This window comes from Planctomicrobium aquicomposti (genome assembly GCF_051466325.1).
Classification (GTDB): Bacteria; Planctomycetota; Planctomycetia; order Planctomycetales; family Planctomycetaceae; genus Planctomicrobium.
Map to the genome: position 1 here is coordinate 2,193,785 of NZ_CP195792.1, position 13,258 is coordinate 2,207,042.

The 13,258-nt window shown below is 58.9% G+C and carries 12 protein-coding genes; 6 read left to right on the forward strand and 6 right to left on the reverse strand.

Annotated features, from left to right (window positions below):
• The first annotated feature begins 60 nt into the window (after positions 1 to 60).
• Entirely contained in the window at positions 61 to 1,524 is a 1,464-nt protein-coding gene (locus tag SH664x_RS08470) for an FAD-dependent oxidoreductase (protein ID WP_437206663.1), read from the forward strand.
• Between the two features lie 317 nt (positions 1,525 to 1,841).
• On the opposite strand, the gene SH664x_RS08475 is transcribed toward SH664x_RS08470, so the two are convergent.
• From SH664x_RS08475 to gcvT, 5 genes are all read right to left on the reverse strand, one after another.
• Entirely contained in the window at positions 1,842 to 2,363 is a 522-nt protein-coding gene (locus SH664x_RS08475; RefSeq protein ID WP_437206665.1) for a hypothetical protein, read from the reverse strand.
• 228 nt (positions 2,364 to 2,591) lie between these two features.
• Positions 2,592 to 3,629 (reverse strand): DUF1559 family PulG-like putative transporter, encoded by a 1,038-nt coding sequence (locus tag SH664x_RS08480; protein WP_437206666.1) that lies wholly within the window; start codon positions 3,627 to 3,629, stop codon positions 2,592 to 2,594.
• A gap of 330 nt (positions 3,630 to 3,959) precedes the next feature.
• Entirely contained in the window at positions 3,960 to 4,535 is a 576-nt protein-coding gene (locus SH664x_RS08485; RefSeq protein WP_437206668.1) for a hypothetical protein, read from the reverse strand.
• Between the two features lie 106 nt (positions 4,536 to 4,641).
• Complete coding sequence (locus SH664x_RS08490; RefSeq protein ID WP_437206670.1) at positions 4,642 to 5,364, reverse strand: pyridoxine 5'-phosphate synthase; 723 nt, start codon at positions 5,362 to 5,364, stop codon at positions 4,642 to 4,644.
• A gap of 300 nt (positions 5,365 to 5,664) precedes the next feature.
• On the reverse strand, positions 5,665 to 6,744 hold the full coding sequence (gene gcvT, locus SH664x_RS08495) for a glycine cleavage system aminomethyltransferase GcvT (protein ID WP_437206672.1): 1,080 nt from the start codon (positions 6,742 to 6,744) through the stop codon (positions 5,665 to 5,667).
• A gap of 128 nt (positions 6,745 to 6,872) precedes the next feature.
• Between gcvT and SH664x_RS08500 the strand changes: the two genes are divergently transcribed.
• The gene (locus SH664x_RS08500) at positions 6,873 to 8,015 is read left to right on the forward strand and encodes a serine hydrolase domain-containing protein (RefSeq protein ID WP_437206674.1); all 1,143 of its coding nucleotides are present in this window, start codon (positions 6,873 to 6,875) and stop codon (positions 8,013 to 8,015) included.
• Positions 8,016 to 8,092: 77 nt separating this feature from the next.
• Here SH664x_RS08500 and SH664x_RS08505 read toward each other — a convergent pair whose 3' ends face one another.
• Positions 8,093 to 8,437, reverse strand: a complete 345-nt coding sequence (locus SH664x_RS08505) for a histidine triad nucleotide-binding protein (RefSeq protein ID WP_437206675.1) — start codon at positions 8,435 to 8,437, stop codon at positions 8,093 to 8,095.
• Positions 8,438 to 8,760: 323 nt separating this feature from the next.
• Here SH664x_RS08505 and SH664x_RS08510 point away from each other — a divergent pair, with 323 nt between their 5' ends.
• The 4 genes from SH664x_RS08510 (at position 8,761) to SH664x_RS08525 (ending at position 13,208) form a co-directional block, all read left to right on the forward strand.
• Positions 8,761 to 9,213: a TadE/TadG family type IV pilus assembly protein gene (locus SH664x_RS08510; protein ID WP_437206677.1), complete on the forward strand. Its 453-nt coding sequence runs from the start codon at positions 8,761 to 8,763 to the stop codon at positions 9,211 to 9,213.
• A gap of 351 nt (positions 9,214 to 9,564) precedes the next feature.
• Positions 9,565 to 10,368 carry a hypothetical protein gene (locus SH664x_RS08515; RefSeq protein WP_437206679.1) on the forward strand — a complete coding sequence of 268 codons (804 nt, stop codon included), beginning with the start codon at positions 9,565 to 9,567 and terminating at the stop codon, positions 10,366 to 10,368.
• A 171-nt stretch (positions 10,369 to 10,539) separates the two neighbouring features.
• On the forward strand, positions 10,540 to 12,441 hold the full coding sequence (locus SH664x_RS08520; protein ID WP_437206681.1) for a serine/threonine protein kinase: 1,902 nt from the start codon (positions 10,540 to 10,542) through the stop codon (positions 12,439 to 12,441).
• A gap of 122 nt (positions 12,442 to 12,563) precedes the next feature.
• On the forward strand, positions 12,564 to 13,208 hold the full coding sequence (locus SH664x_RS08525) for a hypothetical protein (protein WP_437206682.1): 645 nt from the start codon (positions 12,564 to 12,566) through the stop codon (positions 13,206 to 13,208).
• The last annotated feature ends 50 nt before the right edge of the window (positions 13,209 to 13,258 follow it).

Below are 13,258 nucleotides of genomic sequence, written 5' to 3' on the forward strand. Positions count from 1 at the left end.
GTGAATGCAACCACCGTCTCACCTGACTGCCTCTGATCCCTACCTTCCCCAGGATTCAACATGCCATCTTTTCCCGCCAGTAATGACCGCCGTCGATTTCTGAAACATCTGGCGACCGGTGCCATTGTCAGTACGGCCGCACTGCGCTCGACGCAGGGGGCTGGATCGGAGTCGACCTCCATCGCCACTCAGGCAAACAGCCCCCAGAGCGGCAGCGTGCTGAGGACCTTTGGCGAAGTCCGCCCTGGCGAAGTCTTCGTCGAAGCGGCCCGCCAGGTGCCCGTGGGCGGCGACGCCGACGTGATTGTCTGTGGTGCGGGACCGGCGGGAATTGGTGCTGCCCTCGCTGCCGCTCGCGCGGGAGCGACGACGCGGCTGATTGAGTTCGCGGGCTGTCTGGGAGGAGTCTGGACCGCTGGCTTGCTGACCAAAATCATCGATGCCCGCAACAAGTCGGGAATTATGAAAGAGATCCTTGCTGATCTGGCAGCCCGAGGAGGCCCGGTTGCAAAGAACACCGCTGGTGAAGTGTATGATCCGGAGCTGCTCAAGGTGATCCTTGAGGAAAAGTGCGGCGAAGCGGGTGTCAAAATTCACTTGCACACCCAACTCGTGGGAGCGGTCACCGATGACCGCAATCGCCTGATTGCGGTTGTCACCGAATCCAAGTCGGGACGGCAGGCATGGACAGCTGACCGGTTCATCGACTGTACCGGAGATGGTGACCTGGCGGCCCAGGCCGGCTGTCAGTTCGACGTCGGCCTGGGCGCGAACTGCGAATGCCAGCCCATGTCAATGATGGCTCTGCTGACCGGCCTGAACGAACAGGACGTTTCCGAGTTCATTCGCGAGAACGGCGCCCAAGCCAAAGCGCGGATGCACCGTCTGATGCGGGAAGCCAACATTCCTCACTCCTTCCGCAACCCGACGCTGCGACATCTCCACAGCGGAATTTACTCGATCATGACGAATCAGGAATATGGGGTGTCGGCAACAGATGCTGCCCAGATTACGGAAGCGACCATTCGCTCCCGGGCGGAGATCCATCAGATTGTCGATGGATTGCGGAAACTGGGCGGGCCCTGGAAGAACCTCGCTGTTGTCGCCACTGCAGAGCAGATTGGCGTCCGCGAAGGTCGACGAATTCGTGGGCGTTATCTGATCACCGGAAAGGACATTGTCAACGGGCTCACCCATCCGGACGGAGTGTGCACCGCACGCTTCGGCTTCGATGTGCATAACGTGCACCCGGAAGGGAACCCACAGGCCGTCTTGAACGAGATCACAGGCAGACCCCAGCCTTATGTCATTCCGTTACCCGCATTGATTGCCGCCGACGTGGATGGCCTGATGATGGCGGGTCGCTGCATTAGCGGCGACTTCATTGCCCATTCCAGCTACCGCGTGACGGGGAATGCTGTCCCGATGGGAGAAGCTGCCGGCCTGACCTCGGTTGTTTCGTTGAAGCGAGGCGTGATGCCTCACGAACTCTCGTGGTCTGATGTGCACCCCGAGCAACTCTGATTCGCTCTGCGTGGCCGCACTTGCACGGCCGGTCTGGTCATGGGAGCGAGTCGTTGGTGCTCGCTCCCATGTGCCTGCTGATTCGCTGTCTCGAAGTTGAATCGGAACAACGACGTTTCTGACAACGCCTGCGGTGGACCGTTTGCACTCTCTTTCGAGTGCGGTCCTGGCTTTCAGGACATTCATCCTGGAGTGCAGGCTGGGATACTTTCCCGGAGCGAAGGAAGCTGAAGCAGAGGTTTCACCACCGAGGCCCAGAGGTGCCGGTCAGCGTTGACGCGATACCAGGTGAAGCCGTCTGCTCTCAGGACAGCCTCTCAGGGAGGCGAGAGTCGAAACTCAAACTGGGCCCCTTTGGCTTCAACAGTCACTTCCACCGGTTCCACCTTGCTCGAGCAGGGGATCGCCGGGGGGACGACATCCTTTTCGTATTCTTTTTCCAGTGCAGCAATCTCTGCCTCGGACAGTGAGCTCCGCATGTCGGGCATCACTTTTCGCTTGCCGGTCGGGGGCATCACAAACAGCACCTGATGTCGACCGGTAACGACGCCTTTGGCTTCCGTCCCACCGGTGCTGGTCAGGGAAAACGAACCATCTTCGCCGACTTTTCCATAGGCTTCCCGTCCCGGCTGTCCGGCCGGTCGACCCGACGCAGTTGGATCATCAACCGGCAAGAACTTGATGGTTCCCCCAACCGCCGGCTTCCCTTCGCAGGTCAGCACCTTCCCGGTGACTGGAACCAGCGCGTAAGGATCTGTTCCGCAGCCACTCAGCAGCGTCGCGAGGGCAGCCAGTTGAAAAGGACGATTCCAGTTCCAAAGCTTCTTAATGGCCGTCATGTCTCGTCGATCCTGATCAAACTTCCGATTGATATAGAACTCACTTGGAACAAGGAGAATCTCCGCAGACATCCTGACGCGTCGCGGCCCTTGATTGACCCGCCCCCGTCACGAGAGAAGAGCAAACGGCTTGGGCGGGAGGCCGCGCGTCGCGGAGCGAAAGAAGGGTTTGCACGGGCAATCTGTCCAATGCAAACCCCTTCTGACGGGTTGTGTCGGATCGTGCGATCAGAACTCGCCGATCGGCTGTCCGTCATCCCGATAGTACAATCGCTGGTAGATCGAGATCGTTTCGGGGCGCGTCCGTAGGCAGGTCACCCGGGGAGTGGCGGCGGTGCAATCGTGCTGCTGCAGGTTCTCACTCACGAACCGGACTGAGCCGTCGGCCATGCAGAACTGGACTCCGCCGGCGTGCATGCTGTTCGTGGAAGCTCGGCGATTCATATCCGCCTGGCCGTCGCCGGGGTTGTTCCCGGTGTTCACTCCTCCGGAACTGGTCATGAACTCAGTGAGAATCGACAGGTTCATGCCGGGAAACGGGTCAAACCGGACGGAGTGTGCTCCCCCCGTCTGTGCCCACCACTGCGCCGCGATGCTGTTGAAGTCCGGACCAATTCTCCAGGAACGCTCACCAAACATGAACGTATTCGATGTTCCGTCGGTGACATCCCGCATGGCGACGCAGGTATTGGATTTGGTCTTGTCGTCGCTGGCACCCCGGTCGTGGACAATGGAGCCGTTGAAGGGGTAGTTCGATTTCGGAAAGTTGCCGAATGAGGGGTTGAGAGCGGGCCCGTTATCCGATGGGCAGTTAAAGACGGGGACGATCGTCTGGATGTACTTGCTCTTAAGCCCGTTTGCGGTGGCAGAACCATTAACCATGTCCGTCGCTGCGACGCCTCCCCCATTCGCCGAACCATCGACCAGGTGAGTCGCATCAATCCGCAGTCCGGGCTGCACCAGGTTGTAAACTGCTGTCTGATCGAGGTAGGGGAGCAGCATCCCCCCGGGGCCCCACATATTGTTAGGAACGGTCGTGATCGAAGGATTCAGCGACACGCAACCGATCGGAAATCGTCCGGTCACATCATGGTAGTTGTGCATCGCCAACCCCAGTTGCTTGAGGTTGTTCTTACACTGCGACCGACGGGCCGCTTCGCGGGCCTGCTGCACCGCGGGGAGCAGCAACGAGATCAGTACGGCGATAATGGCAATCACCACCAGCAGTTCAATGAGCGTAAAGCCCAGTCTGAGGTTTCGCTTCATCAGCTTCTCCAATAGATATTGATAGAGATGAGACTCAACTGATCAGTGCATGAGCCGATCATTGTAATATCAGATGAATATCGACGGACACCCAATCTGATTTGCTTCCATCTTACCGATATTCAATTGGGCTTAACGATTCGAAGCAAAACCGGCACCCTGAATGAACGATAGCGGTGGCGTTTCAAGTCGCCCGAGGGGATCCGGGGAAGAAAAGAAGTGCCGACAAAAAGCCGATTCGCTTTTGATGTCCCCGTTCTCGTCACGCAGAAATAAGGACTTAATCACACGAATCGACTGCTATGCGGTCAGAGGAAAAAGCCACCTGCTCTAGCCGATCAGTGACGACGGCGAGTTCAACGGTCGGCGAGCGTTCAGAATCCAGCAGGGAAGCCAGGAAAAGAGAGCGAGCAGGCTGAGCTCGATGAGCGGGACACCACTGCCGGGCGATCGATGCTGAGTGGCGCTCCCCCAGAAATTGTCGAGCGTGAACCAAGCGATCAAAAAGGCGAAGACAAGCGCCGCGACGTTGTACGGCTTCAGCCGTTGATATCGGTCCAACTCGGGATGATTCTGCCGTTCTTCGTTCACGGAAGACCAGAGTGAACGCAACAGGCTGACTGTCAGGAGCAATTCCAATGTGTTCGCCAAACCCAGCAGTTCCAATCCGAGCCAGACAGGCCACGGACGTTGCAGGCGCTCCCTGGCTTCCGGCGGGACAACACGCCCAAATGGTTTTGGATCCGATTTCAACCGGGCCCCCGCGTCGTGGACTCCCTGAATTGCAGAAGGAATGCTCAATAGCATTCCCACATTGAGCAGACCATTGAGCAACGCCAAAATGGAGAGGGACAGCCTCAGCCAGCCTTGGGGAATCGAACGGTGAGTTGCCGCGTTGTCCGTCATGTCTGACCTGCCGATCAGTCAAGTGCCTTGGACAACTTGTATAAGTCCGCAGGCACATCAGAGGACGCCGTTCGCCGGCCGAGCCGAACTGTCCGTCGACCATTGATCAAGGGCCTGAATTGATCAGGGCCTTCATCTCGCGCACCGCCCGTTCGAATCCGACCATCACAGCCCGGGCCACAATGCTGTGGCCGATGTTCAGTTCATCCACTCCCTGGATTCTGGCCACCGGGACGACATTCCGATAGGTCAATCCGTGCCCCATGTGGAGCACCAGCCCCTGCTGCAGCGCTGCATCACTCGCCTGAATCAGCTGGCGGAGTTCTGTCTGTTGATCCAGTTCGGTGGGTGCATCGGCGTAGCGCCCTGTGTGGAGCTCCACAGCATGCACGCCCAGATCGCGCGACGCCTTGATCTGCTCGGGATCCGGGTCAATAAACAGGCTGACTTCCAGCCCCGCTGCCGTCAGTTGGTCAATACAGCGTTTGACACGTTCACGGTTCCCGATGACATCCAGCCCTCCCTCCGTGGTCACTTCCTGACGTTTCTCAGGGACCAGTGTGCATTGCTGCGGACGAATCTGCAGGGCGATCTGAGTGATCTCGTCCTCAGCGGCCATCTCCAGATTCAGTTTGACCTGCACTGTCTCTTTGAGCACTCGCAGATCGCGGTCCTGGATATGCCGACGGTCTTCGCGCAGATGCACGGTAATGACGTCGGCGCCTCCAAGTTCCGCCAACGCCGCCGCCCAGACTGGATCAGGCTCAATGGTCTTTCTCGCCTGACGGATGGTGGCGACATGATCAATATTCACGCCGAGTCTGGCCATGTCTGTTCCTGATGCCTGTTCCTGATGTCTGTGCAATCTGTCGGGAATCGCGCTGTCACTGCCGCCGCGAGCACGGCTGTGATGTGCCGCCAGCGGGTTGAACCCGCACGAAGGGATTCAGATCATTTTGCTTGTTGATCGACGCGTTTTCGCCACGCAAGAGCAGGAGTTCTCTCACACACAACACCTGCTGCGGGAGGACTGAAAACTCAACGCGTTCGCTGTGGTGCGCCGCTGCACACCCCAGGATGCTTCTGGCGACACACGACACTTCCGGTTGATCGGCGAGATCAATCAGTTCTACCGACGATAAAATGGAAGCGCGACGACGGTGGCAGGTTCACGCTTGCCACGAATATCGACCTCCACCCGCGTCCCCGGAGCAGCATATTCCGCCGGGAGAAAACCCATCGCCAGCGAAACTTCGAGCGTCGGCGAAAACGTTCCCGAAGTGACGTATCCCACGGAGCGATCGTTGACGATCAATTCAGCACCCTGACGGGCAATGCGTTTGCCATCGAGCTTCAGGCCGACCCGCTGCGGCAGATCTTCCTGCTGGGAAATCTTGTCGAGTGCCTCCCGTCCAATGAAATCCCCTTTATTCAGTTTGACTCCAAACCCGAGGGCAGCGGTGAACGGATCGACCGACTCGTCCATCTCGTGCCCGTACAGGGGCATGGCCGCTTCCAGACGCAGGGTATCCCGGCAGCCGAGACCGCAGGCCGCGATGCCATCAGGTTCACCGGCCTCCATCAACTTTGCCCAGACCTGCTCACCCTGGGCGTTGTCGACCGTGATTTCGAAGCCATCTTCACCCGTATAGCCGGTGCGGCTGATCACTGCCGGGAAACCCATGACGGTTCCCTGAGCGGCACGGTAATACTTGATGCTCGCAAGATCACAGTCCGTCAAGGGCTGCAGGAGTTCCTGCGATTTCGGCCCCTGAATGGCGATCATGCAGGTGTCGAGCGTGCGGTCTTCGAAGTTCAGCGAGTCGCCGTTGCGATTCTGCTCGATCCAGTGCACGATCTTCTCACGGTTGGCACCGTTGACCACGAGCAGACATTCATTCTCGAAGCGATAGATCAAAACGTCGTCGAGAATGCCACCGTCACACTTGCAGACGAGCGAGTAGCGCACCATGCCGGGGGACATTTTCGCCACATGATTTGTCAGAATCCGGTCCAGAAACCGGATGTGATCCTGCCCGGAAAACCACAATCGTCCCATATGGGAGATATCAAAGAGACCGACACGTCGACGGATGGCGTGATGTTCATCGACAATCGTTGTAAACTGAATGGGCATGTGCCAGCCGGCAAATTCCACCATTCGGGCGCCGTTGCGCGTGTGCCAGTCATGAAGCGCCGTCTGAAACATCGAATCCCTTTTTCATCCTGAATCGAAACACCTGATCCGGCCATGTCGCGCCGCTGAACGCCAGCGACATCATCGTCTCCAGTCTGGTTTTCTCAAGTCCTCCACACGACTTTTTTCAGGAGACCGTTATGCCCGACTTTGCGCTCGAGGTTGCACAGCCACAGTCACTGGGGTTCTGTCCCCGGCGGTGGAAGAGAGTTCTTGAAACGGCCGAAAAACTCTGCCACGACAAGAAGCTCGTGGCATTAGGACTGGAGGTTCAAAGACACGGGCTGACAACCGGCCCCCATTTTTTTGGACATGAGAAACTGAATGGGGGAGGCTCCCCTTCACCGGAAACTTATTTCCTCGTCGCGTCCCTGACGAAGCCCGTCACAGCCATGGCGGTGATGTTGCTGGTGGAGCGCGGATTGCTGACGCTGAACCAGCGGGTCTGTGAGCTGATTCCGGAATTTCGGGATGCCGCGAAACGTCCCATGACAGTCCGTCATCTGCTGACTCACACGTCCGGTCTGCCGGACATGTTGCCGAACAATCAGGAATTACGAAAGAACCATGCGTCGCTGGCGCGGTTTGTCAGTGAAAGTTGTGAGGCGGAGCTGAATTTCCCACCCGGTCGGGGAGCTCAGTATCAGAGCATGGGTTACGCCGTGCTGGGGCCGATCATCGAGCAGGTGACTGGCGAGAGCTATCGTCGATTCATGCGTCGGGAACTGTTCGAACCTCTCGGCATGCAGCAGACCTGGATGGGCCTGCCGGACGATCTGCTGGAGTCTGCCCGGATCGCTGAGGTCCAGGTCCCGGAATCCCAGCGGGGGGGCGAGGACTGGAACTGGAACAGCCGATATTGGCTGCAGTTGGGGGTTCCCTGGGGGGGGCTGATCAGTACGGTGAGCGATATGAGCCGCTTCTGCCGCGCCATGTTGCAGGGGGGGACAAGTGCTGATGGAGGGAGACTCTTTTCGCCAGCCACGATTCAACTGGCCACAACAAACCGACTCGGTGATTTTCCCTCCATGCCGGAAGCGGATCGCCGTACGCGGGGCTGGGGGCTGGGGTGGCGTCTGAACTGGTCCGACCACCGGGGGACTTTTGGCGATCTTGTTCCGGCTCACGCCTACGGTCACTGGGGCGCGACGGGCACGCTGGCTTGGATCGACCCGCTTCGGGAACTGGCCGTGGTCATGCTCTCGACCACTCCACTCACCGACGACGGATCTCCGCTGGTCGGTTTGTCGAATTCCATTGCTGCCGCGCTGGAAGGGAGCTGATCTGTTCCGTACGTCCGCCGGGAAGGTCTGCAGCTTTGCAGGTTTTCCCGGCGGGCGATGCTCGGTCAGATGGCTCCTTATCCGGGGGGCCAGCTGAGTTCCCGTTCACCGAGCACATGCAGATGCAGGTGAAACACGGTCTGGCCCGCATCCGCACCGGTGTTGATGACCGTGCGGAAGCCCTTTTTCAATCCCAGTTGTTGAGCGAGCTTGGCGGCGACGAGGAGGAGGTGCCCCAGTAAGGGAGCCTGGGCCTCGGTCGCTTCGGCCAGTGAGGGGATTTCTTCCCGCGGAATAACCAGCAGGTGCACCGGAGCCTGCGGATTGACATCCCGGAAGGCGAGGCACTGCTCGTCCTGATACAGAATGTCTGCCGGAATCTCACCGTCGATAATACGCTTGAAGATTGTTTTCTCGGCCATTTTGCTGCTCGCTGCGGGTTTCTACGCTGTTCTCGTCGGCAGGATCTGTGAAGCAGGCAGATCAGATTGCGAATCCCGGCCATCGCCCCGTTCTCCCCGCCCTCGGCCTGCGAGTGCATTCTATCTTTAAACAGCTGAATACAAGTCACCTCAATTTCGTTCTCACGACCCGGCGACCGCGCTGTGCTGAGCGTGCCGCCACCGGCGCAGGTTTTCCTTGCCAATGGCCGTCTCGCAAGTTTTGGGGCGAGACAGCAGGACGACTCTCCGGGGCGAGAGCGGGAAGTCTAAATTTCAGAATCCTTTCATCGAGGACTGCTGACATGAAAGGCCGAATTCTCGACAGGCCTTCGCGGCGTTCCGGGGCAGTCGTCGTGGAGATGGCGCTGATCCTCCCGTTCTTTCTGACGGTCCTGTGGGCCATCGTCGAGTTCGGCAGGGCCATGATGGTCGGACAGCTGATGACGACAGCGGCACGGCAGGGGACCCGCGCGGCGATCCTTGAAGGATCATCGAACGGGGCGGTGACGACGGAGGTCCGGTCGTTCCTCGTGGCCTCAATTGGTGGGCGACTGCAGGCAAGCGATATCACGGTGGTGATTGAAGTCACTCCTGCTGCGGGGAATCCTGACCCCGGAAATCAGCTCGCCGCAGCCGGAATGCGTGACGTCTGCAAGGTGACCTGCACGGTTCCTTATTCTCGGGTGGGCTACATGACCGGCCGCTATCTCAAAAACTCGAAGCTGCGGGGCACCTGCTCGATGCGCCACGAGTAGCAGCAGGCCACTCCGCTGCTTGTTGCCGCGCGCAATCCAATCTCGCGACTCCCGCGTCAATTCCTCTTTCTGCAACGGAGTGCATCAGCTCGCCCCCCGAACGCCCACCGGCACTCTCCGGTCAGAGTACGAAAGCCGAGCCGGAGCAAGTGCCGCGCAACGCCTGTTGGCTGCCCCATTTAACCGGCATTCTCGCAAGGGCTTACGGCCAGCCACACATGCCCGGACGTGGCATTTCTGAAAATTTCCCCGCTTTTTGCCCAAGATTTCGCACTCGACAGCGAATCACCCTCAACGGGGAGGATGGCGACAACTCAGGAGCGAAGTCGGATGTTTTTCAGGAGTTCTACCATGATGATCGGAAAAGTGGCCAAAGGGGCCTTTGCGACGGCCGTCCTCGGCGGCCTGATCTTCGGAAAAGATCTTTTCAGCTACACCCGCGCCGGGGTGATGTCCGCGCGCGACAAGATTCGGGCGGAAGTCCCGATCGAGTTCGAAATCGAACGGGCCCGACGGGATGTCGAGCGGCTGTTGCCGGAAGTCCGACGCTCCATGCATGTCATCGCAGAGGAGCAGGTCGCGGTTGCCCAACTGAAGGAAGGGATCAATCGTCGCGAAGAGTCGCTCGCCAAACAGGAAGAGGCGATCCTCTCACTCACCGCGGATCTCAAGCAGAAAGACTCCAAGTTGATTTATGCCGGCCGACGGTATCAGCCGCACGAGGTGGAAAAAGACCTCGCCGAGCGTTTCAACCGGTATAAGATTGCGGAGGATACGGTCAAGCGCGAACAGCAGTTGCTCTCCGCCAAGGAGGCAGCGCTGAAGGCGAACCGCGACACCCTGGAAGGGATGCTCTCCCAGAAGAAGGACCTCGAAGTGCAACTGGAACGGTTGGAAGCCCGGCTGCGGACGATCGCCGCCCGGAAACAGATTCAGGGATTGGAGATCGATGATTCGCACCTGTCCCGGGTCAAGGCTCTGATCGCCAAGATCGAAAACCGGCTCGATGTGGAAGATGCAGTCCTTGCGGCGGATGGGGAACTGAGTGGTCTGATCCCTGTCGAACGCGAAGAGGCTACGGACACGAAAGACGTGACCCATCAGGTGGAGGCCTATTTCGGAAACCGGCTCAGCCCGGCGGTGGTCGCCCACTGAGGGGCGGTTGGCTGCAGAGATGATGACCGGGGTCGATTCGCACGGAGATCTGGCGATTTTCGTGCGAATCACCGAAAATGAATCATCCTCCTGGATGCGAACCACGTATTTCGTGAAGGCCCGCGAGAATCCAGGGTGAGATCTCGCTTCCGTCCGCAGGACATCACTTCCATGAAGTTCGCTTTTCCTCCTGAATCCCGGCCGCTGGATGGCTTCACGATCAAACGTGCCATCTATCGTGGCGGATTTGGCGAGGTCTATTACGGACTCTCGGACTCCGGACGGGAAGTCGCACTCAAACTTTTGCAGAACAACAGCGACATCGAGTTGCGGGGTGTGCAGCAATGTCTGAATCTCTCACACCCCAATCTGGTGACGATCTTCGATGTCCGGCAGGATGAGTCGGGAGATCACTGGATCATCATGGAGTACATCGCCGGCGACACGCTCGATCAGGTGCTGCGTCGCTATCCGCAGGGAATGCCTGTCGAGCAGGTCCGACACTGGCTGCAGGGCATCGCCGGGGGGACTGAGTTTCTCCATCAGCGCGGACTGGTCCATCGTGACCTGAAGCCGGCGAACATTTTTCTGGATGGAACCACGGTCAAGATTGGTGATGTCGGTCTGTCGAAGTTTCTCGCGCCGAGTGCCAAGAGCGCACACACCCAGAGCGTGGGGACTGTCTACTACATGGCCCCTGAAGTGGCTAAAGGACGGTACGGAAAAGGGGTCGACGTTTATGCGGCGGGGATCATTCTTTACGAGATGTTGACAGGCAACGTGCCGTTCGAGGGTGAGTCGACCGGCGAAATCCTGATGAAGCACCTGACGGAACTTCCGGATCTCTCACGGCTGCCTCCCCGCCTGCAGCAGGTTGTGGGAAAAGCACTTCACAAGGATGCCGCACAGCGTTACGCATCGCTGATCGAGTTGGAAAATGCGTTCGTCGCTGCCGTCACCGGGAAAGAACCTGCCGTGTCGTTGCCAATCACCAACTCTCTCGGTGCCGGAAAGCAGGAGAGTGGGCCTGCGAAAAAACACCCGTTCGACCGCCCGTTTTCACTGCCGCATGTCGCAGTCTGGGTGGCGATGATCTTTCTGCTCACACATGCGGTGCCGATGATGGTTCCGCTCGCCATCCTCGCCGGCGTGGCGTTTGCAGGATATCGCGGGGGATCGCTTTCCAACCGATACCTGTTAAAGACAACCGGCACATCGCTGCTCGCGTGGAGTTGTTTCGGACTGGGGGCCATCAGCGGGCTGGTCAGCTTACGATTTCCTCATCGGCCCCCGGACTGGAATGAAGGTGCCCTCGTCCTGCAACTGATGGCTGCAGCGTTTGTCGCGGCGGGGTTGTGGGTGAAAATTCGGGGCCAGCGAGCAGCGCTTCCACTTGCCGTCCAAGGCCTGCCCGTGGAGAGAAAAGTTGACGCGCGGCCGAGGCAACCGCGCTTGCAATCAACGGCTGCTTTTTTAGCCGTCCCCTTCTGTGGCCTCCTGACTGGAGTGTTCTGGATGCTGATGCCCAACGCGTTTCACAACGTGAATGCTGACGGCTCCCTGAACGTCGTCGGTGTCGGCTATTTTCTGGCGGTCAGCATTCTGGCGGCGTGGGGAATTCTGGCCTGCTCCGGAAATTCCCTGAGGAATCGTTCGTCCGGAATGCAGCGGCTGATTGCAGGAGTCGTGGTGGGGGGACTGGCATCAAGCTTGATCAGCTTTTTGATGCTGGACGATGGGTTCCTGGCGGGGGGAGCGAGGCAAACCGCGTTGTTCCGACATCTCGGCCGGTTTCCCCTGCAGACTTCGGACGGGCCGACGACGCTCGGCTTCTGTCTGTTCTTTGGAACCTTTTTCTGCATGCGGAACTGGCGGTCGCTGACGAATCCGCTGCGACGATCTCAATTTCGAATTGGCGCAGTCATCAAGACCGCCTTCATTGCCTGGCTGATTACCAAGGTTTTTGTTTTTCCGACGGGCGTCGCGGTGAGCTGGGGAACGCTCCTCGCCTGCACTCTGCAGCTGGCATCACCGTGGAATCCGGAGAAACGGAACGGCGAGGCTGTCAACTAATTCCCTTTGACGCAGGGCCAAGTCTCCTTTCAACCGGGAGAGCGGTCTCTCATCAATCGAACTGCCTGCGGCAAGAAGCCGGGAACGGAACACTCGCCCGCAGTCGTTAACAAAGAATCGCCATGACCTCCTTTGCAAAGACGATTTCACTGGCGTGGTGCCTGAGCGTGGGGCTCTGCGGAGTCGTGCAGTCAGATGAAATTCCCGTTCCGGGTCGCGCCTTGTCAATCGTGAACGCGACCCCGAAACCGATCAGCGTGGAGGAATACGCCTACAAGGGTGGGCAGCTCCACCCAGTGAAACGGCCGGCCGGGGATACGCTTGAGCTCCCCGCCTGGACGACCAATCCGTCGGCGCTGAATGGCGACGAACTGGTCATCGCATCACAGCGGTTCGCCACTCTGGAAGAAGCCGGGGAACATGGAACACATGAGCTGCAAAACAAAGTGAATGCACAAGTCAGAAAGAGGCTGCCGCGCTCTGCCAGGTTCGAACCAACGATTGCCGAGTTGGCTGCTCTGGGAGTCGTCACAGCGGAATGTCGCGTTACCTGGCCGCTGGAAGTAGGGGGTTTCACGGAGCCTGTTCATCAGATTTACTGGCGGGTGCGGCTGGATGAAGAGACTACGCTTCGGCTCGTCGTACGCAACAAGCCGCTGGAGCAACGGAACCGATTGTTTCTCGTGGCCGGGGGCTTCGCATGTGTCTGGGGAGTGATGGGGTGGCGCTCACTGTCCGATCGTCGTCGCAACGGCAGCGTCCTGTAAGCGCCGTCCGCATGACGTCGAGCGCAGATTGCTCTTTCCGGTGCCCGCGA